This window comes from Pseudomonas sp. StFLB209 (assembly GCF_000829415.1).
Classification (GTDB): Bacteria; Pseudomonadota; Gammaproteobacteria; order Pseudomonadales; family Pseudomonadaceae; genus Aquipseudomonas.
Genome location: NZ_AP014637.1, coordinates 6002654 through 6027355 on the forward strand (window position 1 = coordinate 6002654; position 24702 = coordinate 6027355).

A 24702-nucleotide genomic window follows, 5' to 3' on the forward strand; every position below is an offset into this window, starting at 1 on the left:
TACGGAGCAGATCATGGCATTTCATCTCAACCTGCGCGGCTACCTGGCCGCCGTCCTGCTGATCAGCAGCGGCCTCTGCCAGGCCGCGGATCTGCAAGCTGAAGCCCGCTACGCCGGCATCGTCAACGGTAAAGTGGCAAACATCGAACAGATCGGTTCCTGGAACCAGACCCGGGTCGAGCAAAGCGGTGCCAGCCAGCAACTGACCCAGCGTCAGGACGGCAATCGCAACCAGGCGCAGATCAGCCAGAGCGGCGCGAACAACCAGGCTTACCTGCAGCAGACCGGCAACGCCAACGACATCGTGCTCAGCCAGGCCGGCAGCTACAACCAGGCCAGCCTGCAACAAAACGGTCTGAACAACAGCGCCAACGTCCAACAGAGCGGCGCCTACAATCAGGCGCAGGTCAGCCAGTACGGCAATGGCAACCAGGCCAGCGTGCAACAGAGCGGCTTCGGCGGTACGGCCTCAGTCACCCAGTACGGCAACAATTCCACCGCCAGCATCAAACAATGGTGACCCCGATGATCGACATCTCCCAACTGGTGGTATCGATCGACACCCAGCGCAACGGCGAGGCGGTGCTGATAAGCCCGCTGCTGCAAAGCCCTGCGCCGCTGACCCTGCAATACCGCCTGAGCGTTCGCCAGACCAGCAGCAACGGCACCTCAAGCATCAGCCAGAGCGGCGACCTGCACAGCGGCGTGGCCTCTTCAGTCGTGCAAATCAGCCTGCCTTCAGGCGCGACATGCCAGATCCATCTGCAAGTTCTGCAGGACAATCAGGTGCTCAAACAACTCGAACGCGATTGCGAATAACCCATATCCGGCTGCGAATCAGTATGCTTGTCGCCAACATCACTGATCGACAGAGGGACCTATGTCGCTGCCACGCTCGCTGCTGCTTCTCACCGCCTTGATCCTGCCTGCACTGCCTGTCCAGGCCAAAGAACCGCAATACAGCGTCACCTATGACCGCTGCATGGACACCTCCGGCGGCGTTACGGTGGAAATGCTCGACTGCAACGCAGCCGAGCTCAAACGCCACGACGCCCGCCTCAACGCCCAGTACAAAGCCGCCCTGGCTGCCCACGGCGAAACCCAGCAAGCGCTGCTGCGCGAGGCCCAGCGCCAGTGGATCAAGTACCGCGATGCCAACTGCAGCTTCTATGCCCAGCTCACCGGCGGCACCATGGACCGCCTCAACAGCAGCAGTTGCGTACTCGAAGCCACCGCGCGGCGGGCTGATGAGCTGGAAGGACTGGCGGGTATGTGAGCGTCATGAACCTGCTCGACCACTACCTGCCCGGCTACCAGTTTCAGGAAATACGCCAGACGAGTGCCACGCCCGAGCAACCGGCCTACGCCGACAGAGCGACGATGGCCTGGAAACCATGGCTGACGGTGCAGTATTCAACAGGATGAAACACATGGCCCAGACCTTTACCGGCGGCTGCCTGTGTGGTGCGATCCGCTTCGAAGCCCACGGCGCCGCTGGCAACCCGCACAACTGCTCATGCCGGTTCTGCCAGCGCCACACCGGCAGCCTGAGCGCACCCTGGGTGGAATACCCCAGCGACCAGATACGCTGGACCGGCCCCGGCGGTGCACCGGCCACCTGGCGTTCCAGCGACTATTCGAGCCGGGCCTTCTGCGCCACCTGCGGCAGCTCACTCGGTGCGATAGACGATGCGCCGACAGTCGCCCTGCTGATCGGCTGCTTCGACGACCCACGTAACCTGGACTTCAAGCCGGAGTATCACTCGTTTGAAGACCGGCTTGTTTGAGCGTACGTACGAATAGCCAAAGGCTTACACGCGCCAGAGAACAATTGCCATTTGCGCACCCCGGCGACAAGCCTATATTCAGATCCAACCACTGGTGAACAGGATGCTCACCAGGATCAGGGACGATCGACCGTGAAGGGATACTGCCGACAGGGAGTTGGAATGGTCTGGGACAAAAAACCCGCTTCGGCGGGTTTTGTTTTTTCTGCGGTATTGCAACGGCTCGTTATACCTCAAAATCCTTATGTACCTTTTTCAGTACGTCTAACGAAAAGGGCAGATTTGCATTCCCAAAGGGTGTTGCTTAAAATCGACCACGACTACGCAGACAGCAGAAAATTTGTCGGCGGAGCTGCGAAGACCTGGCTAGCCAAGGTCATATGAAGGGAAATCCTGGGCGTATGGGTTGTTCTGCTTAAATGCAGGAGACTCGCCTTCGAAGCCGTCCTTCCTCGTAGTCACCTGATTTTCCGGATCTTGGCCTCAGTCGCGTGATACGCAGTGACTGGGGCCAAGTACCTTCTGACCCCATCCTCGCACACCTTCACAACAGCCAGAGCGTAGTAGCTACCTCGGCCTATACTGACCTTTCTGCCCGTATTGAAGAGAATGCCTTGTGCATGCTTTGGCTTATTCAGGCCCACCTGGCTATAGGCACAGTACGCGTTGACCAGGATCTGCAAAGCCTCCTCCGACGTACAGTGATCTTTGGTTTCGCGAGCGTCCAAGGGGTGAGCAATAGCCTGGAGGTCCATGAGAATTCCCCTTTGATTTGGCTCAGGCCAACCCTTTTCCCGGCAAATCCGCTTGATCCGGTCAAACTGTTTGGGGGTCAACAGATAGGTGAATTCGGGGGCATGCTGTACCTGATTCAGGTCGACTCCGGCCTCACGCATATTGATGACTGCATTCATCAGCTCACGAAAGGCATCTGCCAGGCTGTCGTCTCCCAGCTGCACGGCAGTTTTCTTCATCGTCGTATTTCCTTGGCGCTCAACGATCAAATCGTCCACAAAATGCCTTCATTCCCTTTGACCCATTCCAAAGCGGCAAGCTTTTCAACGTGGCACGGCCGCCAATGGTAGCCTCCAGGTACAAATAGCCAAAGGCTTACACGCGCCAGAGAACAATTGCCATTTGCCCGCCCCCGGCGACAGGCCTATATTTACATCCAACCACTGGTGAACAGGATGCTCACCAGGATCAAGGACGATCGACCGTGAAGGGATACTGCCGACAGGGAGTTGGAATGGTCTGGGACAAAAAACCCGCTGCGGCGGGTTTTGTTTTTTCTGCGCTTTCAGTTTTTCAAGCGTTCAGCCGCCTTGGTATAAACCTGGCTACGTTCACGCTTGTCTACTGCCACCACGAACACGACCACTTCATGGTCAATAACCTGGTAGACCAAGCGATATCCGCTGCTGCGTAATTTAATCTTGTAGCAGTCTGCAAACCCCTGCAGTCGGTTGGCGTCAACACGTGGATTGACCAGCACTGCAGCGAGCTTCTTTTTGAGTTGCTGGCGAATGGTATCGCCAAGCTTGTGCCACTCCTTCAACGCCCTCGCATCAAACTCAAGACTAAAGGTCATCCAGTGAAACCTTTACTCGCTGAGGTTCAGCAAGCCGCTCACGCAGTGTTGTCAGTAGCGCTTCATCCTCTTCGGTAACCAAAACCGGCCTGAAAGGTAACTGCCCCCGTTCTGCCACATATTGCAGCGCCTGACGCATCAGTTCGGAGGGGGTAACGCCAAGCCTCTCCAGCTCCCGGTAAGCCCGCAGTTTCAGATCATCGTCGATACGGATGTTGATGGACGCCATGACCAACCCTCGATGTAATGACATTTGTGCATACACTGAACCAGATTTCTGTTTCAAGCAAGCCCCTTTGGCGATGTACGGACCTGTCCAGTCATGGTGCACAGATCCTTTCAGCAATAGCCAAAGGCTTACACGCAGCAGAGAACAATTGCCATTTGCTGCCCCCGGCGACAGGCCTATATTTACATCCAACCACTGGTGAACAGGATGCTCACCAGGATCAAGGACGATCGACCGTGAAGGGATACTGCCGACAGGGAGTTGGAATGGTCTGGGACAAAAAACCCGCTGCGGCGGGTTTTTTATTGTCTGCTGAAAAGACCTAGCGTTTACCGACCTGGCCCTTGAACCAGGCATACAACCCGGCTGCGCTCTGCCGATAGCCTTCGGCAGTCAGATGGACCAGGTCCGGGCGGGCCAGGTCGCGGGCTTGCCAGCGCTCGATGGCGCAGTTGCCGCCCATGAACGCCTGCCAGTCCCAGAACAACGCATTGACCTGAGCGGCGACCCGGCGCTGGATCTGGATCACCGGGCGCAGGTTGTTGGCCTGTTTGCTTTCGCAACGCGCCGCACGCTTGTTACGCACCGAGTCCGGGGCGCTGACCACCAGCAGCACCGTGCCGGGCAAGGCCTTGCGGAGCATCTGCAGCCGCTCGCGCAGGCGCTGCTCGTAGAGCGCCGGCTCCAGGCTGTCGTCGTAGGCTTCGTTGGTGCCATAGGCGAGGATCAGCAAGTCCGGGCGCAGTTGTTTGAGGGTGTCGAGCCAGCCGGCCTGCCACTTGTCGACCACATCGAAGGTCGCACCATTGATGCCCAGCGCCGAATACAGCACGCCATTGTTGCGCTGCGACTGCAACAGCCAGCCGCCCACCGCCAGACCATTGCTGCTGGCAAAGTTCAGCTCGACAGGCAGGCGCACATTGCTGATCGGCTGGCTGAAACGCCACTGGCCTTGAGTGACCGGCAATGCCCGGGCCTGGGTCGCGGTGTCTTTAGCCTGCAAAATGGTGCCGCGACTGGTCTGGTAGAGGGTCGACAGCGTATAGCGCTGTTCGCTCGGCTCACGGCTTTGCAGGGTCACGCCGGGACGGCTGGCGATCGGCAGCGACAGGTAGCCGCCCAGCGGAAATTGTGTGCTTTGCTGATTGCGCGCCGACACCAGGTCCCACTGACGTTTGCCGGTGTTGATGATCACCTGCTCGTAACGGGTGCCCGGGACCGGCGTGGCGGCGATAAAACCGATCCCGCCGTCGCCGTAGTCTTGCTGGAACAGCCGGCGCAGCTCGCCGCTGAACAAGTCGGCGGCCGTGTGTGAGTCGCCCAACTGGACGATATTGACCGGCTGACGCTGGGCGTTCTTGAGCTTGAGCGCCAGTTGGCTCAGGTTCGGGTCGACCCGGTTGGCCGGCAGCAAGGGTGTCCAGGCTTTGGTCACGATGCGCGTGGGCGGGCGCGGCGCTTCAGGCTGAACCGCAGCCGCACTCAGGGACAGGCCCGTCAGCAGCAGACAAAGGGCACGTCTAAAAACGACCTGCGTTGCCATCGCAGCGTTTTTAGAAGCACCCCAAAGGGCATGTTTGATCAACTCAACGCTCCGATAAACCAGGTTGGTGGACATCAATCAGGGTGAGCACCTTATTGGCGATCAGCCGCTGGCCCAATGGCGTGAAATGGATACCGTCGTCCCCACGAATCTTGCTCTTCTTGCCCGTCTCGTCGGTCATGTAGAACGAAAAATCATCGGCGCCGTAACCGAATACATCGTTGGCCGACAGGTAGAACTGCTGGTACTGCTGCGCCTCACTGCGATACACCTCGCGCAGATACTGCATGGCCGTGGACAGTCTGGGGGTGTTCATGTTCGGCGGGCCGACCCAGATGACCCGGGCATTGTATTGCCGGGCCTGTTCGAGAATCGATTGCACACGCTGACGATATAGCGCTTCCCAGGCTTCGCTCTTGAAACGCAGGAATGGCTTGCCACGACTTTCGGGCATGTCCCAGGGATCGTTGGGGCCGAGAAACACCACCAGCAGACGAATGTTGCGGTGCGCCTCCAGGGTTTCATGCACGGTCTGCGGCCAGTTGAAGAAGCCTGGATACGCAAGCCCGGTGCTCTGTTTGCTCAGGTTGATGCTCTTGATGTTGAAGCGCTTGAGCAAGGTATTGGCCAGATGCGGCGCCACGCCTTGCATCAGCGAGTCGCCGACAAAGAACACCTCGTCGCCGGGCTCAAGGATGACCTGCCGGGTATTGATTGAACGGGCAGGCACCGGCGCGACGGTCGATACTGCGGGCGCCGCAACAGGCGTCTGGGGTGCAGCAGGCGGCGGCAGTACAGGAACCTCGACCGGCGCAATATACACCGGTGCCTCGGCAGCACCGGCCATGACCGTCACCGCTGCCACCGTGGCGGGCAGTTGCACCACCGGCTCCGGCGGCACGCCGTCTGTACGCTTGCCAAGCTCGGCGACAAACGCATCGCGCCCCTGGCCCATGGCCCGCGTGATGTCCGCCCCCAGGCGCCACGCCGGGTTATCGCCCAGCCCGGGCAGTTCGCAACTGCGGTGGTACTTCTGCTGACAGTACAGACGCATCGAGTCCTGATTCAGCCAGCAGAGAATGATCATGGTCGTCAGCAGCATCAGCAGGGTCTTCAACGCAACCCGCAGACTGCTCCCAACAGTGGTGGACTCAGAAACTGGCATAAATGAAACCCGGCACGCCCGCAGGCGAGGCAAAGATGACCACGGAAATGAACAGCCCCAGCACCACCGGATACACCACCGCCGGCATCCGCTCGCCCGCCGCCAGCAGCTCACGCACGACACTCACCCAGGCCGGATACAACACCAGCACCGCCAGGCACGCCAACACCTTGAGCCCCGCATCACTGCTAAGGCCGTGCAATGACAGACCGGCCAGACCGTTGAGCAGTTCGCTGGCGTCTTCCAGCGTCGCACTGCGAAAGAAGATCCACGCCAACGCCACGTAATGGAAGGTCAGCAAACGTGCCAACAGACGTCCGCCCGGCCAACTGGCCTGCTCAGGCACCCAGTGCGACCACAATTTATAGATCGCCAGACCAATACCGTGCAGCGCGCCCCAGACGATGAAGTTGACGCTGGCGCCGTGCCAAAGACCGGAGATCAGCATGGCGATCATCATGTACAACATACCCAGCCACAGGCCATGCCGGTTGCCGCCCAGCGGGATATAGATGTAGTCGCGGATAAAGCGCGACAGGCTGATGTGCCAGCGGCCCCAGAACTCCTTGAGGTTATGCGCCAGGTACGGGTCGTTGAAGTTGTCCGGCAAGCGAAAGCCCAGCAACAGCGCGATGCCGGTCACCAGGTTGGTGTAGCCGCTGAAGTTGAAGTAGATCTGCAGCGAGTAACCGTAGACCGCCAGCAGGATCTGCTCCGGCGAACCCGCCGAGGGGGTGTCGAAAATCGGGTCGACCCACTCGTTGGCCAGCCAGGAGCTGAGCAAAAACAGCTTGACCGCCGCCAGACCGATCAAACCCAGCGCGCGCTGCGGCTCAAGCACCTGACGCAGGCCGTCGGGACGAATCTGTGGCAGAAAATGCAAGGCTCGGTTCACCGGGCCGGCAATCAGGCTCGGAAAGAACGCCAGGTACAGGGCCAGATCCGGCAGCCCCGCCGGCTTGAGCTCGCCCCGGTTGATCGACACCAGATAACTGACCGAATGGAACACATAGAACGACAGCCCTACCGGCAGCAGCACCTGAAACACCGGCAACGCCAGGTTCAGACCCAATGACTGCCCGGCCGCCTGCACGGTCGTGGCCAGCAAGTCCTGATACTTGAAGCAGTAGAAACAGCCAAACACCACCGTGAGTATCAGCAGCCGTATGAACCAGCGCCCGGGCCATCGCGCGCTCAGATGCCCCAGGCCATATACCACCGCGGTGTAGCCCAGCAGCACATAGAGAAAGCTCAGGCCAAACGAGGCGAGGATGCCGTAACTGGCCGCCAGCAACAGCAGGTTCTGCAAGCGCGTGCTGGCGCACAGGCCCCAGTAGAGGATGAAAAAAGGCAGGAAACAGAGACCGAATTCGATCGAGAAATAGCTCATGCGCGTAGTCCGTTACGTCCGATTTCAGCGGGCTGGGCGAAGCGGCGCGATTATGTCAGAGCGTAGGGATCTGTAACAGGATGTATGAAGAACGCAGCCTGAAAGATAGAGCGCAGTTGAAGCTGGAGCGCTAACTCATAGGTTGTACAGCCGCTTGAAATGTCGGTTCTTGTACAGGGGGGGGGTAGCTCATATTGGCAAGATAAGAACACGTCTTGAGAGAAGCGATCACCGGCATGTTCACCGGATTTAGATTTATAGCTATCTAGATAGATAGCAATATATCTAGTTAGCTATAAATATAGGTAGCAGGCCTACAGCCCCCGTTATCAGGGCTTCAACGGCACATAAGCCGTCTGCAAGTCCCGTTCGGGTATCTCCCAAAGCACCAGTTTCGGTGGGGTCTGGGTAAAGGCCGGGCTGCTGAAGTAGGCATTGGCCGCGCCGGAAAATTCGCCGCCGTCTTTGGCAAAGTTGCCAATCGGCGCCCCCAGCGCCCGTTGCAGAAAGCCCACGAATCCGGAGTTGCGCGAGAACGAGGTGCCGATCAGCGCAATGTTGGGCAGTTCAGCATCACCGAACAAATCATCGAGGTTGTCAGCGTCACCCTGGGCCGCTTTCGCCTGTTCACTGATGGTGGTTTCGGCCACGCTTTGCGGCGTGGGCTGTAGCGACAGCGGCAACCAGTCGAGACCGGCCAGGCGGACCAGATCACCGGGGCGCGGCGCGGCAGGTGCTACGCGAGTGTCGAAGTCACGCTGCGGGCTGGCCCTGAAGCCCGACTCTTTTATCTGCCGCGCCAACGCCAGGGCGGCAGCGTTGGCACCGGTTTCGCTCCAGTGGGTGTCGGTGCGCAGAAACGCTGCCTCACCCAACGGCTGCAAACTCGAGGTCAGGTCCAGGGTGGTGACGCCTGCGCTCTGTAACTGGCGGGTCCAATCGCTGATCCGTGACTGTAATTGCTCAGGGCGATACAGCCCGCACAACTGGCTTGAGGCGATGCGGCTCTTGTCCGGGACCACCGCCACCCATAGGTCGATACCCTGCCCCTTCAGCCGCTGCTTGAGTTCGATCACCGCCTGGGCTTTGCGCTGGGCGTTGGCCTGGGCATTGCGCTGGATGCGTCGTTCATCGGTCAGGAACAGCCAGCCAGGGCAGCCTTGGCGGACCCGCGGGCCACTGTCTTGCAACAACAGCCAACTGGCGCCGCGTTCCAGATTGGCCGCTTGCTCAGCCAACAACGTGGCAGACAACTGCTTGGCCAGGGCATGGGTCACCTCACCGTGCAGCAGCGCCTCGCGGTCGACGTTGGCCGGCAACCATTGCAGCTTGCCGCTGGCGATCAGTACTCCACAACTCAGCAGGCCGATGCCCAGAAATGCCGCCAGGGTCACTCCGGCCAAAGGGCTGCTGCGCAAGGCCAGTTCAGTGGGCGCGAGCGGTGCATTGGATGGCTGGCTCATGAACAGGCCCTCAAAACTGGAAGTACAGGAACGGCACGGTTTCACGGCTGGCGATCAACGCGAACGACAGCAGGAAACCCGCCACCGGCCACACCGCCGCGCCGGTGACAAACCAGCGCGCCTGGGCCCAGCGTTGTTCGGTGCGGCGTTGCAGCAACGGTGCCACGATGCACAACAGCCCCAGCACGGCCGCCATGCCATGCGCCGGACGCAGGGTCACAGCCATGGCATCCCCCAGGCCAATGCCGTGCAGGCCAAACTGGCCGGCGTACATGCTCAAGGCCGTATGGAAGTCCGGCGAGCGAAACAGCGTCCAGGCCAGGCATACAAACAACAAGGTCAGCACATGGGCCAACGGTCTGGGGATCGCCGGCAGGCTCGAATGCGCCCAGGCCCGATCGACACACAGCGCGATACCATGCGCCGCCCCCCACAGCAGGTAATTCCAACTGTCACCGCCATGCCACAGGCCGGCGATGACCATGGTCAGGAACAGGTTGCGGTAGGTGTTCCAGACCCCATGGCGATTGCCGCCCAGGCCGATGTACAGGTAATCGCGCAGCCAGCTCGACAACGACAGATGCCAGCGCCGCCAGAAATCCTGGATGCTGCGCGCCAGGTACGGCCGGTTGAAGTTCTCCGGAAAGTGAAAGCCCAGCATCAGGCCCAGGCCGATCGCCATCGCGCTGTAGCCGGCAAAGTCGAAGAACAGTTGCAGCGAATAGGCCAGGCAACCGATCCAGGCATCGACCAGGCTCGGCTGCGGCAGATGAAAAGCGACATCCACCAGCGGCGACAAGGTGTCGGCCACCAGTACCTTCATGCTCATGCCGATCATGAAACGCCGCGCCCCCAGGGAAAAAAGCGTCCAGTTGAACTGACGCTGGTTCAGCTCACGGCGCACCCAGTCATAACGGATGATGGGGCCGGCAATCGAATGGCCGAACATCGAGATGTAGGTGGCGTAGTTGATGAAGCTGCGCTCCACCGGCACCGTGTGACGATGCACATCCACAAGGTAGGAGATCGCCTGCAGGACGATGAACGACAGCCCCGCCGGCAAGGCCACGCGCTGCCATTCGAACGGCATCGCACCGTAAGCGCTCATCAGCTCATTGGCAGTCAGGGCCAGGATGTTGGCGTACTTGTACCAGCACAGCACGGCAGTGTTGAGCACGATCAACCCCACCAGCCAGCGCATGCGCCGGCTCGACCCCTCACGGGCGCGGTCCACGACCAGCCCGCCGCCCCAGGCGATCACCGTCAGGACCATGTGCAGCGCCAGAAACAACGGGCTCAACCAACCGTAGAACAGCCAGCTGCCGATCAGCAGAATCGTGTTGCGCCAGGCCGGCCGCCCCAGCGCGTAGACCAGCATGAACGCCGGCAGGAACAGCAGGAGAAACTCCAGAGAGGCGAAGACCATGACGACAACTGCCTGATTCGATCAGTGGGACAACGTATCCGTAGCCGCCAACAGGCGCGGGCCATTGGTCGATGGCAACAGCAGCACGCTGTAGCGCTCACCCGCCTTCAGCTCACCCAGATCCAGAGGCGCGCCGACATTGGCCTGGCCACAGACCAGTTGCACCGACAACTTGACCGGGTTGATCGAGCGACGCTGCAAGGTGCCATCCGGCACCGCCTTGAACAAATCGGCCGTACGCCCGGCCGGACGCAGGCTTGCCTCGGCGCAACTGGCGTCGAGGCTGAAGAACGCCAGCGAAGCCTTCAGCGCATTGAAGTCATCCGGTGCTTCGCGCACCGCGACCTGACGCAGGCTGCCATCGGCCTTGGCCAGGGCCACCACCGTGGCGAACTCGCCGGGTTCGACCGCCTGCGCCATGGCCAGCCGTTGCGCACCACTGATCAGCGTGCCTTCAACCGCCCCTTTGGCCTGTACCGGAAAAAAGGCCGACGGCTGCTCCGCCTCCAGGCGCAGCGGTTTCTGTCCTTCACGGGCCACGACCTCCAGCGGCGCGGCGCTGGCATTGACGAAGCGGATGAACGCTGAGTCTTCAGCCGGGCCGCTGGGGTACAGGGCAATCTCGGCCGCCTGCGCGACGCCACCCAGCATCGGCCAGAGCAGCAGCGCTGCCAGTGGCCGGATCATGGCCGCAGTTCCTTGACCGCAGGCGCCTGCACCAACGCCTTGCCGATGTTATCGCTCCAGGTCTTGTAGCCAGGACCGGTCAAGTGCTGGCCATCCACCGTGGCCCACTGGCCCGGTTTGGAGAACTGCAGCGAATCGATGTAGCTGCAAGGGGCAACGTTGCTGGCCAGAAACTTCGAAGTCATCTCGACCCGGGCGAAGGTCTTGCCGTACTTGCCGCCCTCGGTGCCCCAGTTCGGGCCGACCCAGACGCAGCGTGTGCCGCTGGCCGCCAGCGCCTTGGTGAACGTGGTGGTCTGCTGCCACAGCCAGGCTTTAGGGAACGCCGGTTTGGTGTAGCTGGCCATGGTGTCGCCCATCACCACCAGCACCAGATCCGGTTTGTCGGCGGCCAGCAACTGGCTGATTGGTACGGTCGCCGCTTTGCTGCCCAACACCACGGTCTTTTCGCTGCCACGGCGCTCGGCACCGCCACAGGTGCCTGGTGTGGCCTGCAGCCAGTCACCGGCGTTGGCGCCGCAGATGCCCAGGGTGTGGACCTTGGCGCCCTGCTGGACCAGGCTGTCGTGCAGGCTGCCGATCAGGTAATCGGGGGTCGCCAGGTGGCTGTCGCCAATCATCAGGATCGTCAGGCCCGCCAGGACCGATGCTGTTGCCATTGCGTACTACTCCTGCTGCTAATTCGAATAAGGGGAACGGTAAGGGCTGACCGGCAAGGCCATCGGCCCGCTGAAGTCTTCGAACATGTAGCGCAGGTACAAACCGCCGCTCCATTGTCGGTAATCACGGGCGTTATCCAGACCGAACTGGCCACCCAGGAAGAAGTTGTCGCCCATCTGGTACTCGGCCGCTGCGGCCAGGTTGTAACCCACCCCGGTCTTGCTCTGCCCGGCGTACTGGGTTGACACGCCAAGCCCGGCGCCGGCCAGGTTTTGCGCCGTCGCTTCAAGACTCGCCTGCAAGGCCTTGTCGTTGGGATAGAAGTCCGCGCCATCCTGCTGGATATGCTGTACACCCAGTGCACCACGCAACGAGTAGCTCAGCCGGCCGGAACGCTGCGACCAACCAATCGGCGCACTGAGGGCATAGAAGCCCTGCGGGCTGAAATAACCACCGTGGCCATAGGTATAGAAGTTCTGGTTCTGGTCAAAACCGATGGCGGTCAGGTTGACCCCGACCGTGAACTGCTTGCTATCGTCGTTGAAGATGTACCAGTAAGCGCCGGCACTGCCCTCGCGGCGTTGGTTGTCAGCGACGTTATGCCCCACCAGTTCATGCACGGCGGCCACACCATAGGTGCCGAAATGGCCATTGTCGTAGCTCAGTTGTACACGCCCGCCATTAGCGGTGACACCGCCCCACTCGACGCCGGTACGCCGGTCCTGAACGCCGGCAAAGGAGGCCAGGCTGTCGGTGACCGGACGCCGCGACAGATTGATGCTGTAACGCCAGTCACCGCCCTCGACAAACGGCCGCTCCAGGCTGATGCCTCCGACCACGGTGCTGTACAAAAAGCCTATCGGGCTGGTGCCCAGATCGCTCTTGAGGCCCAGCGAAGGACTTTCATAGGCCACGGCCAGCCCCACGCCGCTGTCTTTCTGGCGACCGATCCCGGCCGCCGAAGCACCGCGCAAATCCACGTCCGCGCCCAGTGCTTCCTGAGCGGCTGCGGTCTGTACGGCGGTCAGACCGCTGAGGTTCTGCAAGGGTGACAGGGTCGGCCCGCTGCCAAAACGAAATGCGGCCGTGTCGTCAACCGAACCGGCATTGAGTGACACTGGGGTCACACGCAGCGCCAGCCGGTCATCGCCAAGCGGCATCCGAATTTCCAGGGGAGCCTGGACTTCGGACATCTTGCCCAGCCCGGACTCGCTGTTGTTGCTGCGATAGCTGACGCCTTGAGTCACGCTGGGGCTGCGCTCCTGGCGAATCTGCTCCAGGCTCTGACGCGCTTGCTGCCAAGGGTCAACCGGCACGGGCGCCGCCTTGCGCACGGTTGCCGGTTCACGCGGGGGCGGGGCCGACGCCTGGGCTACAGCGGCATAACCGGCGGCATAGCCCGCCGCGTAGCTATCGGGTGTAGCGTAGCGGGCTGGCGCTTGTGCGGCGGCAAACTGCGGCACCGGTACGGCAACCGGGGCCACTGGCTCAACTGCCGCGGCCTGAACTTCGGCCGGTTCCGGAATCTGATTCAGGTTGCCCTGCTGGGCCAGCCGCGACTGACCGCGCTGGCCAGGCTGACCGACAAAGGGATTGCTGGCGGTCGCCTTGGCAAACGGATTAACTCCCGGTTGGTGCAGCGGCTCCTGCAAGGCCAGGGCGCGGCTGTACAACTCAGCGGCACGTGAGGTCTTGCCCTGGGCGCGCAGCAGCCCGGCGGCGGTCAACAGGATCTGCGGATCGTTGCCCGCCAGGTCCACAGCTTCATCGACGGCCTTCTCGGCCTTGCGCGACTCGCCCAACTGGTTCCAGGCCTGAGCAATGCCGATCTGCAAGCTGGCATCACGCGGGTACTTGGCCAGCAACGGCTGATACAGTGCAACCGCCTTGTGCGGATCGTTGTTGGCCAGGTACATACGCGCCAGGGCAGCACCGGCCAGCGGGTCATTCGGGCGTTGCTCCAGGGCCGGCGCCAGGGTGTCGTAAGCGGCGACCAGATTGCCCTGGTCACGCAACAGATCGGCCTGACGGACCCGGTACAGGAACAGCAGATCGTCATAGCTGCGCCGCTGCGCAGGCGTCAGGTTGCGGTTCTGCAACTCGTTGAGGATCTGGTTGACCTGCACATCATCGCCACTTTTGAGCAACGCACCGGCATAGGCCAGACGCAGCTCCGGGGTTGGTGAGGGGCTGCGTTCCTGAGCCTGACGCAACAGTTGCAAGGCTCGCTCGGGCTGCCCGGCTTCGATCCAGGCATTGGCCAAAGCACTGAGTTGCTCGTCACGGGCACTGGTTTCGGCGCGGCTGAGCAGGTCCACAGCAGCCTGGCGGTTGCCCTTGCGCACCTGTTCGCCGGCCTGGGTAATCAGGCTCTGCACGCGCAAGTCACTGGCCAGGCTCTGCATCGCAGGGGTGCGCTGCGCCGCCGGGATCCGCTCCAGATGACGCTGCGCCGCCGGAAAGTCGCTCATCCGCGCCGCCACCAGTGCCGCCACGTACAACGCTTCAGGATTGGCCGAATCGTTTTTGAGCAGGTCATCGATGACCTGACGGGCTTTGTCCGGCGCATTGTCGAGCAGGTACAGGCGCGCCAGGTCGTTGCGCAGCCAGGCATTCTTCGGCTCGTTGCGCACCGCATCCTGCTGGGCAGCCAGCGCCGAGCGAAGGTCGCCACGCAGTTCGGCGTTGCGCGCCTGGCCAGCGGCCAGGGCCGCGCGTAGCGGCCGTAGATCGCCCAGGCGCTGTTGCTGGGCGGCGCTCAGGCCGTCGATCAGACGCTGGGCCTCTGCGGTCTGGCCACTTTGGGTCAGCACCGTGAGCATGCCCATCAAAGCGTCGGGATTGGCCGCATCCAGCGCCAGCGCCTGGCGATAGCTGGCCTGGGCGTCATCGAACCGCCCCTGCTCAGCCTGCAGGCTGCCCTGCGCTACATGGCCTTCAATCTGCCGGGGCTTGAGGGCAATCGCCTGTTGCAACAGGTTTGCCGCCCGTTGCAGGTCCTTATCGGCCCGCGCCGTGCCGGCCTGGCCCAGCAAGGCCCAGTAACGGTTGGCATCCAGCGCCGTCTGCCAGCGCGCATTGCCGCTGCGCGCCACGGCGCGGCCCAGCAGTTCGTTGGCCTCGTTAAAACGCCCCTGACGCTGACGGACCAGCCCCATACCGCCCAAGGCATCGGCGTCCTGTGCCTGTTCTTTCAAACGCGCCTGAAAGGCCTGTTCGGCGACATCCAGCTGGTTGTCCTGCAGCGCCTTGAAACCACGGGCCAGATGCGGGTTCTGCTGCACCTGTGCGGCCGCAGCGCCCTTGCCCTGCATCTGCTCGCGGAGCTCAGAGTCATCGGGGTTGGCCTTCAAGTAGGCCTCGAACAGCGCGACCTCGGCCGGTCGCGGCGCGCCTAGCCAGACCAGCGCCTGGCGCCAGCTTTCAGTGGCCTCGCCGCCCAGTTCCGGGACTGTCGACAATTGCGCCAGACGCCTGATGCCATCGACACGAGTGGTCTCATTGCGGATCAGCAGCTTGGCCAGCACCAGCTTGACCTTGGCGTTGTCCGGCTCCTGGGCCAGCAGACGCTCCAGGCCTTGGCGCGACTCGTTCCAGCCGGTGCGGGTGTAGCCCAGGTAGCTGTAGAACTCCAGAGCCAGTTCACCCTGGGGCGGTTTGTTGGCAAACAACTGCCGGTACAGACCGACCGCCTTGTCCAGCTCACCGTTCTGCGCTGCCAGACGGGCATTTTCCAGACGCTGGCTGGCATCGCCACTCGTCAGCGCAATGGCCTGTTCCAGTTGCAACGTCAGCGGGTCACCGGGATGAGCACTGCGCATCTGTTCCAGATAACGGGTAGCAGCGGCGGTGCGTTTGGCCTTGAGTTCCAACAGGCCCAGACCGTACTGCGCATCGATCTGCTGCGGGTCGATCAGCAGCAGTTTTTTCCAGACTTCTGTGGCGCGTTGCGGGTCGTTCTGGTTCTGCCAGTAACGGCCCTGTTCCAGCAGCGCCTGGCCGGCCGGAGTCAGCGGCGCGGCATACACGCCGGCATTGAAAAGGGTCGCCAGGACCCCGGAAAGCATTACGGTGCGAGGCGTGCGCATGGCGTCCCCCAAGCGGTCTGCAACAGGCCGTCAGCGTCCATACGGTAACGCTTCTCGATGTGGCCCAAGGCAAACAGGCTCAGTACAAAATGGTAATAAGGTGGCTGGGCGGCCTTGAGCGCTTCAGGTGTCAGGCTCTGGGCCATGCCCTGCCGAAAGCGTAGCGTCTGTGCGTCAACTTGCGCCGTGTTGCCCAACGCCTGGAAGTACGGCAACAGGGCCGCCGAAAACCCAAAACCACCCTGGGCACTGAAGGCACCGCTACGGGTTTGAATTTTTTCCGGTGGCACGCCGCTTTGCACGGTGGCGACGCTCATGCCATTGAGGGCCGCGAGCATCGGCCTGGCCAGCGGATCTTCAGCCGCCGTGATACCGGCCCAGAGGTAGACACGAATCGCGTCGTAACTGCCCAGTTCACCTTTGACCGGGTCGACAATGAACTGCCCTTGATCGGCGCCGCTGGCACGATAACTCACCCAGTCGGCGATGAAGCCCTTGGGCCCCACAGCCTGCATCAGGGTCAGGGTATTGTTGGCGATCTCGGTCCACGGGCCGTTGCCATCCACTACCGCCAGGCGCCGCAGCAGCGGTACTGGCAGGTAACTGGGGTTGAGCTGCCACAGGTCAGGCTGGTTCAGGTCCGGCTTGATGAAACCGCGAAACCCCGGCATCAGCATCTTGCCCAGGCCCGGCAGGGTCTCGATTTCCTGAGCCTTGATATTGGTCAGCAACTGGCGCGCCGCCTCGGTGTAGCGCTGGTCTTGCCATAGCCGCCCGGCCTCGAACAGCGCATAGGCGAACCACAGGTCAGCATCCGAGGCCGAGTTGTCATCCAGCAAGCGCCAGACGCCCTGCTCATCCTTGCCCCAGAACCAGCCAGGCAGCTTATGGGCAATGTCATCGCCCGCCAGGTTGTTCTGCGCCCAGCGCCACATCAGGTCGAAACTCGACCGGTCGTTGGCCACCAGCGCAAAAAACATCGCGTATGACTGACCCTCGGAGGAGCTGTGCTGCTGCGGCGTACTGGCATCCAGCACGCGGCCGTCAGGCTGCACGAAGTGCTCGCGAAAGGTCTGCCACAACGGCCACAGGCTGCTATCGCAGCGAGGCGCCGCTTGCACCAGAGAGCTGCTCAACACCAGTAACAGAGTGCCGGCCAGCCAGGCCTTGAGCCGACTCACGGGTCGAGCCTGCGGCGTGCCCGGGCACGCAGCGCCAGAAACGCCAGCCCCGCCAGCACCGCGACACTCAGGCCGGTGACCAACAGCGACACCGCCAGGTTACGCGACAGGATCCATTGCACGTAGCGCACAGCGCCCAACTGGCCAATGTAGTACTGCTCGTCAGCCACCAACGCCTGAACCGACTTGCCACGCACCGCCACCAGGCTGCCCTGGATCGCCTGGGTGTAGTCCTCGCCCCCCACCAGCGCACGAGTCACATCAGCCAGATCCTGCGGCCGGCTGCTGGCAATCACTACCACGCTGCGGCCGCCCTTGAGCGGCGACTCAAAGCCGGTCAGGAACGAACTGCCTTGCTCGGCCGAGAACGACATGGCCACCCGCGCCCGGCGCAGGTTGGCCTCCGGATCAGAGCTGAACCAGCTGCGCACCTTGAACGCCAGGTCCGACAGTTCGACCCGGCTCTGGTTACCATTGACCTGCGCCGGCAAACGCTCGGCCCAGGTTTCAAGCAACGGTTGATTGGCACCGGAAGCCAGCACCAGCAGGTCTTTGTCGGCCACCTGGCTGACTTGCGCGGCCTGGGTCACGGTCACTGCGGTGGCCGGGTAACCGGTGGACTCACCAAAACGGCCAAGGATATCCAGGTAGGCACCCAGCTCTTCGATACCTGCGTTGTCGGGGAGCACCACGGCGCTCTGCGACAGATCGGCCAGGCGTGTGAAGGGGAAGCCGGCATCCTTGAAAACGCCCAGGTTGGGCATGGCCATAAAGTGATCGTAGCCACTCAGGTCGACCGTCGATTCAGGGTCGATGCTGCCGCGCATGTTATCGATGATGATGTCGCCGCACTCACCCTGGCGCATGAACTCATACATGAAACGGAACTGCAGGCGCGATTGCAGGCTCAGCGCTTCGAGCGGCAGGCGGGCTCGGGTATCACGCGGCAATACCTCATCGCGGATCTTGCCCAGCAGGCTGCTGTCGAGCTGCTCGGTCGATGGCAGGTTCTCGGATTTGACCAACGTGTCGTTGAAGCTGACGATCAGCGACGAGTTGCCTTTGCGCGACTGCGGGGTGTAGCGGTACTTCAAATCCAGCGGCACGCCTTCCTGGCGCCAGTTGAACAAATCCGGCGGCAGCCGCAGCGGTACGCTGATGGTGTTGGGGTTGTAGCCAGAAACGTTGAGAGCTTTGGCCTCGATCAGTTCGCCGAGCTTGACCGGGCGATCAGAGGGGACCCAGTTTGGCGCATCGTAGGGTTTGCGCGGCTGCAGGGTTTCCAGCTGGCTGATGACCACTTGGCTGCCGCTCAGGGCATGGCTGCCGACCACCACTGCGGTCGCCGCGGTTTTCAGTTCTTTGGCGTCCCGGCCGCTGATCAACAGCAGCTTACCGTTAGGGTCGTTGGGGTTGGCCATCAACGCCACGCTGGGGCCGCTGGGCGCCGGTACAGGGCTGTTGCCCAGGGTCCCGGCGCTGGTGGCCACACGCAGCACCACCGCGTTGCCGCTGGCAGGCAGTTCGTTCAGGCTGACCGGAAAACTCGCCCCGCGATAACTGGCTTGGGCACCGAACCAGGACGACAACGCGCCAGCGGCTTCGAGGGTGGCATTATCGGTCCCCGAAGCAAACACAAACGGCAAAGTCACCGGGTGCATGTCGCGGCGATCGAAGAACGGCAGCGGCAGGATCGACAGATCGTCAGGCAGATTCAGTGGCTGGGTCTGCAACTCCAGCGTCGATGCAGGACTGACCCGCGCCCACAGGCTGCTGTGCATCGGGTCTTCACAGCTCATGGTGTAATGCCCGACAAATTGTAAGCTCAGGCGGTTGAATTCGGTGATCAGGTGCGCCGGGATCTCGATCAGCTGCTTCTGCGGTTTGCCGGCCCCCTCCTTGACCAGCGGCAAACTGGCGGCGACCTCGTCGTTGACCATCACGTTGAGCTGCGACATGTCGGCCAGCAATGCCGGTGAATAGGAATACTCCAGGGTCAGCCGCGCGCCGGTAACCACCTGATCGGCACGCACGTTGAAGTTGACCGTATCGGCCGACTCGATGCCCTTCAGGATCATCGGATAATTACGCCCCAACTGCTTGAGGCTCACGCGATACCCCTCGCCTTGCATCAGCGGCGCCACAGGACCGGCCACGTCGGCCAAGGCTTGCGTGCTGCCACCGAGCAACAGCAAGGACGACATGAACGCCGTCAGGTAGCGAGAAGCAGGCCCTGCGTAGCGGCTTTGCATTGGCTTGGACATCATGATTTTTCCGTAAGAGTGGCGGGCGCCGTATTCAGTGCGCGTCGGGCCCGCCAGGCATGGCGGGTGGCCGTGAACAGTTCGCGAACACCGCGCAGGCTGACGCTGCAGACCTCGCGCAGGGCCTTGAGTGGGGTATCGATCAGGCCATGGCCCCAAGTGGCGGCCCAGGTGTCGGCCCGCGAAAAGGTCAGGCGCACCAGGTCACTCTGCTGGCGCAGGGTCAACTGATTGAACTGCACACCGATCAACGAATCGCGGCAGAACACCACCGTGGCGGGAAACTGGCTGAGCTGGTCTTTGCGGAACAGGCCGATCTGCACGACCTCACCGCGCGTCAGGCTCTGCCCTTCGGGCAAGCGCAAGCCCAGGCCGTTCTGCGAGAAGTCCAGGGTCGTGGCATCCAGGCTGCTGCCATCGGCGCGCTGCAAACGCATCGGCAGGCTGGCCGCGACGCGCGGCTCGTTACGTACCTGGCGGGTCTCACTGGCCACCGCCACAGCGGCGCCGGCAATAATGATGTTGTAGAGCGTCCAGGCCAGGTTGATCAGGATCGTGACCGTGGCGCCCTCCTCGTTACTGCCCTGGATCAGCATCACGATGCCGCACAGCAGGCCGGCCAGGTTCAGGCCCAGCAACACAATGTAGGGGCGGGCCAGTTTCCATTCGAAGAACTTCTCGTCGATGATCCCGCCCTTGTCGGTCACGTTAAAGCCGCCGAACTTGGGGTTGATCAGGGCCATGAGCACCGGGCCCATGATGTACCAGGCCAGCACCGTCTCGTAGACCTCGTTCCAGAACGAGTGACGAAAGCGCCCCTGCATGGTCGAGTTGGTAATGCTGGCATGCAGGATATGCGGCAACACATACACGGTGATCATCAAGGCCGAAGCCTGGAAAATCCGCGCATCGAAAAACAGAAAGGCCAGCGGCGCGGTGAGAAACGCCAGGCGCGGCAAGCCATAGAAAAAGTGCAGCATGGCATTGAGGTAACAGAACCGCTGGCCCATTTTCAGCCCCTTGCCCAGCAAGGGGTTATCGGTGCGGAAGATCTGCGCCATGCCTCGCGCCCAGCGAATTCGCTGGCTGATGTGCCGCGACAAACTTTCAGTAGCCAGGCCTGCCGCCTGCGGGATTGCCAGGTAAGCGGTGTTGTAACCGGCCCGACTGAGTTTGAGCGCCGTATGGGCATCCTCAGTCACGGTCTCGACCGCCACTCCGCCGATTTGCTCCAGAGGCTTGCGACGGATGATTGCACAAGAGCCACAGAAGAACGCCGCGTTCCACAGGTCGTTGCCGTCCTGGACCAGGCCATAGAACAGCTCGCCTTCGTTAGGCACCGCGCGGAAAGTGTTGAGGTTCTTTTCGAACGGGTCCGGAGAAAAGAAGAAGTGCGGGGTCTGCAGCATTGCCAGCTTCGGGTCCTTGAGGAACCAGCCCATGCACAGTTGCAGGAAAGAACGGGTCGGCACGTGGTCGGCATCAAAAATCGCGACGTATTCGCCGTCGGTGACCTTCAGCGCTTCATTGAGGTTACCGGCCTTGGCATGCCGATTGTTGTCACGGGTGATGTAATTGACCCCGACCTGGGCACAGAACTGCCGGAAGTCCTCGCGGCGACCGTCATCGAGTACATGCACGCGCAGCTTGTCCCGAGGCCAGTCGATGGCCTGCGCAGCAAAGATGGTGAGCTTTACGATCGACAGCGCTTCGTTGTAAGTGGGGATGAACAAGTCCACCACCGGCCAGCTATCCGGATGGCCCTTCATCAGCACCGGCTCGCGTTGCAGCGGCCAGCAGGTTTGCAGGTAGCCGCACAGCAGCACAATCAGCGCATACAGCTCGGCCAGCACCAGACCGTAGCCAAACAGCATGTCGACCCAGTTCTCAAAGCCCAGCGTCGAGGTCACCCGCCAATACACGTAGCGCAGTGACATGACCAGCGACAGGACAATCATCGCCAGAATCGCCAGACGACCGCCAATACGGCGCAACAGCAACGCGGCGATAAAACACATGACCCCGAAACTGGCCTGAGCCTGCAGATCGAAGGGCGCCGAGACCACAAACACAAACAGCGCCGCCCCCACCAAGGCGCCTGCGACTTTCAGGATTAGACGCACCCGTGCCGACAGCGCATCAAGACGCTCCGGCAACCCCGTCAGGCCACGGCAGATTCGTGCCCGCAATCCAGGCACTTCGGTTTGCGCTTCGCTCATGAAAGGCTGGACTCTGCACGGGCCTGTTCCATGAGCCGAGTGGTCAGTTGCTGCCCCAGCGCGTGCAGGTCCTGGACACCTTGGGTCGGCGTTTCGGCCAGCAGCGGATATGTACCATAGGCGAGCGCTTCAGCCAGACTGTAATCGAGCCGTACCCAGCCCAGCAGTTGCTCACCGAGACGACGCAGCAGCACCTGGTGCATGTCACAACTGAACGCCCGCGTGGCATCGAACTGGTTGATCACGTAATGACAGGCCGGTGGCCGAGGCTTGCTGGCAAGAGGTGCCAGCCACTGCTCCATGACATTCAGGGTCTGGTAACAGGCGGCGTCGGTGTTCACCACGGCCAGTACCTGATCGGCAACATCCAGTGCCTGCTCCAGATAGCGCGACGGCCCCGTGGCCACATCCAGCACCAGCACGTCATGCTCGCCCAGTTGCATACGCTCGATCTGCCGGGCCAGCCAATGCCGGTCCTCATCCATTGCCTGTTTGAGCGAGCGGCGCTGCTCAGCGCTATGCGAACCGTAAGGCAGCACCCAGGTGTTGGCAGTGCCCGGCAGCAACAGGCTGTTCCAGTCCTCGTCACGCAAACGGCCATTGACCAGACCGCCCTGTTCAGTACCGCCCAACAAGTGATGACGCAAAGCATCCTGCGGATCGAGTTCAACGACCAGTGTCCGGCCACCAGGCAACTGCAACAGGCTGGCCAATGCGGCGCTCAAAGTCGTCTTGCCTACCCCGCCCTTGGCCGAGACGACAGCAATTACCCGCGCCTTGATTTCAGGAACGGGTCTTGTGTGCTGCGGCTGCGTGTAAACCTCATCGCCGATACCGGCGTTCGCTTCACGGGCACGGGCAGCTTCGGCCAGCAGCGAGCTGAGCGATGCTGATATCACCGCAGGCGATGCAGAGGGCGGCTCAAGCGACGCCGTCGGCAGCGACGGGCTTTGCGCGGACGCAGGCGAAGACGCCTCGCTGACCGCACGCAAAGGTCGCAAGGGCGTCACTGTGGTTTCCGGATAATCGAAGTGGCTGTCCATGTCCAGATATCCGTCTGTACTTGCTCCAATTCCCTGGAACAATCTGGCGATATCGTCGGCGCGACTCATGCACTTCGTCCTATCAGAAGGCCCAGGGAATGACCCTGTGAGAAAGCATTAAACAGTAATGTGTAATATCAGTATGACAGTGTCAATATATTGTTACTGGCGTCTTTGATACAGCTTGTCGGAAAAAGATTCATTCATTTATCGCCATGTTTTTGACGACAAAAAACAAGTCAAAGTCCTGTTTAAATCTCTAACCCATACGCCGTTGGTAACGTCAGGTTAATCACGGCAACGCCACGCCTTGGGGCCACAAAAGCCACACATTGCCCTTCTGCTTCATGTCCCCCGCCAGATGCCCGGCGGCCTCACCGGTGCCCCAGAACAGGTCCGCGCGCACTTCACCGGCAATCGCACCGCCAGTGTCCTGAGCAGCAACAGGGCGTATCAGCGCTGTCCCGTCGGGGCGCGTGGTCGACAGCCACAGCAGGCTGCCCAACGGAATCACTTTACGGTCGATAGCCACGCTGTAGCCGGCGGTCAAAGGCACGTTCAACGAACCACGCGGCCCTTCATTGCTGTCCGGGTTACGGGTGAAGAACACATAGCTCGGGTTGCTGGCCAGCAACTCGGGAACTCGTTGCGGGTTGGCCTTGGCCCAGGCAGCAATGCTGCCCATGGTCACGTCTTCTTTCTGCAACTGGCCCTGCTCGACCAGCCAGCGGCCGATGGCGCGATACGGGTGGCCATTCTGATCGGCATAGGCCAGACGTGCTTGAGTACCATCAGGCAGACGAACCCGGCCCGAACCCTGGATCTGCAGGAACTGCAAATCCATGGGGTCGGTGAGCCAGGCAATCACCGGCGCATCCAGGCCATTGGCATTGATCGTCGCGGCATCGTCATAAGGCTTGAGTACCCGGCCCTCGACCCGGCCACGCAGGCGCTTGCCCTTGAGTTCGGGGTACAGGCTGTCGAGATTGACCACCACCAGATCATCAGGAATGCCATACACCGGCACCTGGGCCTGTTCGGTACGGGTCAGGCTGCCTGGGTAGACCGGCTCGTAATAACCGGTGATCAGACCATCGGCACTGCCGCCATCGGCACGCAGGCTATAAACCTGCAACGTCGCCTGCAGAAAGGTCCGGATCTCAGCCGCAGACGGCGCCGCGGCCAGACTGGCCGCCGATGCACAAGGCGCCCCCCACACCGGGTCAGCCTTGAGTCGGGTACAGGCGCTGCGCCAAGCGGCAAAACCAGCCTGCAGATCGGCATCGGTCACCGCCGGCAGCTCATCCCAGCCGGCCTGACGGTAAGTGGTGTGCGGCGGTTCAACAGGCTTTTGTGGTTGAGCAGGCTTGTCGGTGTTGTCACACGCGGCCAGCAAAACAGCCAGGGCAACCACCAGCGCCTGACGCCAGGACGCAGAAAAGACAGACATTCAGAACGGTCCTACAACAAAAAGCGCTCATTGTGTCTGAATAGGGCTGGTTAGCACAGGTTAAAGACTTCAGGCCGATGAATGAATCACCACCCGGTCTCCAAAAGGGAACGATAAGTCCCTGTTTGGGACTTATCGACTGATTCAGATGTACTGCTTATCCTGATCAGGATCGATCGGCTCCCCTTTAAACACTTCCGGCCCGTCCATGCTCAGCAGCACCTTGCCGTTACTCCAGGTCAGCCAAGGGGTCGCCTCGCTGCCCGGCTCTGCCGTCACGCCTGAAGGACTGAGAACGATCTGCTGATCATCAATCTCGATCAGGCCAATAACATAGGTGTAACTGTCTGGATAGGTCGAGACGATGGTCTTGCGGCCGAAAAAGCCCTTCTGCACTTTCTGCTCAAGCTCGAACTCGTATGCGCACTCCACCACTTGATCACCGTACTCCATACGCATTCTGGGCTTGAGCGAGCCCACCGACACATCACTCTGGACAAGCCGGGTGTTACGCAT

The 24702-nt window shown here is 61.5% G+C and carries 23 protein-coding genes; 6 read left to right on the top strand and 17 right to left on the bottom strand.

The features are described from left to right. Positions 1-13: 13 nt before the first annotated feature. From PSCI_RS26635 to PSCI_RS29365, 6 genes are all read left to right on the top strand, one after another. A complete protein-coding gene (locus PSCI_RS26635) occupies positions 14-520 on the top strand; it encodes a curlin-associated protein (protein WP_045492876.1) in 507 nt (168 codons plus the stop codon). 5 nt (positions 521-525) lie between these two features. Next, on the top strand, positions 526-819 hold the full coding sequence (csgH, locus tag PSCI_RS26640) for a curli-like amyloid fiber formation chaperone CsgH (protein ID WP_045495061.1): 294 nt from the start codon (positions 526-528) through the stop codon (positions 817-819). Between the two features lie 61 nt (positions 820-880). Beyond that, positions 881-1276 carry a lysozyme inhibitor LprI family protein gene (locus PSCI_RS26645; RefSeq protein ID WP_045492879.1) on the top strand — a complete coding sequence of 132 codons (396 nt, stop codon included), beginning with the start codon at positions 881-883 and terminating at the stop codon, positions 1274-1276. A gap of 5 nt (positions 1277-1281) precedes the next feature. Then, positions 1282-1425 (top strand): hypothetical protein, encoded by a 144-nt coding sequence (locus PSCI_RS29480; protein WP_158497600.1) that lies wholly within the window; start codon positions 1282-1284, stop codon positions 1423-1425. Positions 1426-1430: 5 nt separating this feature from the next. Further along, positions 1431-1787 carry a GFA family protein gene (locus tag PSCI_RS26650; RefSeq protein WP_045492882.1) on the top strand — a complete coding sequence of 119 codons (357 nt, stop codon included), beginning with the start codon at positions 1431-1433 and terminating at the stop codon, positions 1785-1787. A gap of 162 nt (positions 1788-1949) precedes the next feature. Next, entirely contained in the window at positions 1950-2171 is a 222-nt protein-coding gene (locus PSCI_RS29365) for a hypothetical protein (protein ID WP_144403349.1), read from the top strand. Positions 2172-2245: 74 nt separating this feature from the next. Here the strand turns inward: PSCI_RS29365 and PSCI_RS26655 are convergent, their stop codons facing one another. The 17 genes from PSCI_RS26655 to PSCI_RS26735 all read right to left on the bottom strand — a co-directional run bounded on the left by PSCI_RS26655 (position 2246) and on the right by PSCI_RS26735 (position 24702). After that, positions 2246-2800: a hypothetical protein gene (locus PSCI_RS26655; RefSeq protein ID WP_144403350.1), complete on the bottom strand. Its 555-nt coding sequence runs from the start codon at positions 2798-2800 to the stop codon at positions 2246-2248. 287 nt (positions 2801-3087) lie between these two features. After that, positions 3088-3378: a type II toxin-antitoxin system RelE family toxin gene (locus PSCI_RS26660; protein WP_045492887.1), complete on the bottom strand. Its 291-nt coding sequence runs from the start codon at positions 3376-3378 to the stop codon at positions 3088-3090. Next, complete coding sequence (locus PSCI_RS26665; protein ID WP_045492890.1) at positions 3368-3607, bottom strand: type II toxin-antitoxin system RelB/DinJ family antitoxin; 240 nt, start codon at positions 3605-3607, stop codon at positions 3368-3370. Before PSCI_RS26665 ends, PSCI_RS26660 begins: the two co-directional genes overlap by 11 nt. Before the next feature lie 322 nt (positions 3608-3929). Further along, the gene (locus PSCI_RS26670) at positions 3930-5042 is read right to left on the bottom strand and encodes an SGNH/GDSL hydrolase family protein (RefSeq protein WP_231906520.1); all 1113 of its coding nucleotides are present in this window, start codon (positions 5040-5042) and stop codon (positions 3930-3932) included. Positions 5043-5193: 151 nt separating this feature from the next. Then, entirely contained in the window at positions 5194-6252 is a 1059-nt protein-coding gene (locus PSCI_RS26675; RefSeq protein WP_231906522.1) for an SGNH/GDSL hydrolase family protein, read from the bottom strand. A gap of 49 nt (positions 6253-6301) precedes the next feature. Further along, positions 6302-7705, bottom strand: coding sequence for an MBOAT family O-acyltransferase (locus tag PSCI_RS26680; protein ID WP_045492897.1), 1404 nt, complete (start codon positions 7703-7705; stop codon positions 6302-6304). 329 nt (positions 7706-8034) lie between these two features. Further along, positions 8035-9168 carry an alginate O-acetyltransferase AlgX-related protein gene (locus tag PSCI_RS26685; RefSeq protein ID WP_045492900.1) on the bottom strand — a complete coding sequence of 378 codons (1134 nt, stop codon included), beginning with the start codon at positions 9166-9168 and terminating at the stop codon, positions 8035-8037. 10 nt (positions 9169-9178) lie between these two features. Then, positions 9179-10594 (bottom strand): MBOAT family O-acyltransferase, encoded by a 1416-nt coding sequence (locus PSCI_RS26690; protein WP_045492903.1) that lies wholly within the window; start codon positions 10592-10594, stop codon positions 9179-9181. Between the two features lie 21 nt (positions 10595-10615). After that, positions 10616-11281 (bottom strand): alginate O-acetyltransferase AlgF, encoded by a 666-nt coding sequence (locus tag PSCI_RS26695; RefSeq protein ID WP_045492906.1) that lies wholly within the window; start codon positions 11279-11281, stop codon positions 10616-10618. Beyond that, complete coding sequence (locus PSCI_RS26700; RefSeq protein WP_045492909.1) at positions 11278-11940, bottom strand: SGNH/GDSL hydrolase family protein; 663 nt, start codon at positions 11938-11940, stop codon at positions 11278-11280. Before PSCI_RS26700 ends, PSCI_RS26695 begins: the two co-directional genes overlap by 4 nt. Before the next feature lie 18 nt (positions 11941-11958). Beyond that, on the bottom strand, positions 11959-16029 hold the full coding sequence (locus tag PSCI_RS26705) for a cellulose synthase subunit BcsC-related outer membrane protein (protein ID WP_045492912.1): 4071 nt from the start codon (positions 16027-16029) through the stop codon (positions 11959-11961). Beyond that, on the bottom strand, positions 16008-17210 hold the full coding sequence (gene bcsZ, locus PSCI_RS26710) for a cellulose synthase complex periplasmic endoglucanase BcsZ (protein WP_045492915.1): 1203 nt from the start codon (positions 17208-17210) through the stop codon (positions 16008-16010). Before bcsZ ends, PSCI_RS26705 begins: the two co-directional genes overlap by 22 nt. Continuing rightward, positions 17207-19462, bottom strand: coding sequence for a cellulose biosynthesis cyclic di-GMP-binding regulatory protein BcsB (bcsB, locus tag PSCI_RS26715; RefSeq protein WP_045495067.1), 2256 nt, complete (start codon positions 19460-19462; stop codon positions 17207-17209). The genes bcsZ and bcsB overlap by 4 nt, the downstream gene beginning before the upstream one ends. Before the next feature lie 11 nt (positions 19463-19473). Next, positions 19474-21693 (bottom strand): UDP-forming cellulose synthase catalytic subunit, encoded by a 2220-nt coding sequence (gene bcsA, locus PSCI_RS26720; RefSeq protein ID WP_084710153.1) that lies wholly within the window; start codon positions 21691-21693, stop codon positions 19474-19476. After that, positions 21690-22805 carry a cellulose biosynthesis protein BcsQ gene (gene bcsQ, locus PSCI_RS26725; protein WP_045492918.1) on the bottom strand — a complete coding sequence of 372 codons (1116 nt, stop codon included), beginning with the start codon at positions 22803-22805 and terminating at the stop codon, positions 21690-21692. Before bcsQ ends, bcsA begins: the two co-directional genes overlap by 4 nt. A gap of 223 nt (positions 22806-23028) precedes the next feature. Continuing rightward, the gene (gene mltA / locus PSCI_RS26730) at positions 23029-24186 is read right to left on the bottom strand and encodes a murein transglycosylase A (protein WP_045492921.1); all 1158 of its coding nucleotides are present in this window, start codon (positions 24184-24186) and stop codon (positions 23029-23031) included. A 144-nt stretch (positions 24187-24330) separates the two neighbouring features. After that, positions 24331-24702 (bottom strand): hypothetical protein, encoded by a 372-nt coding sequence (locus PSCI_RS26735; protein ID WP_162484330.1) that lies wholly within the window; start codon positions 24700-24702, stop codon positions 24331-24333.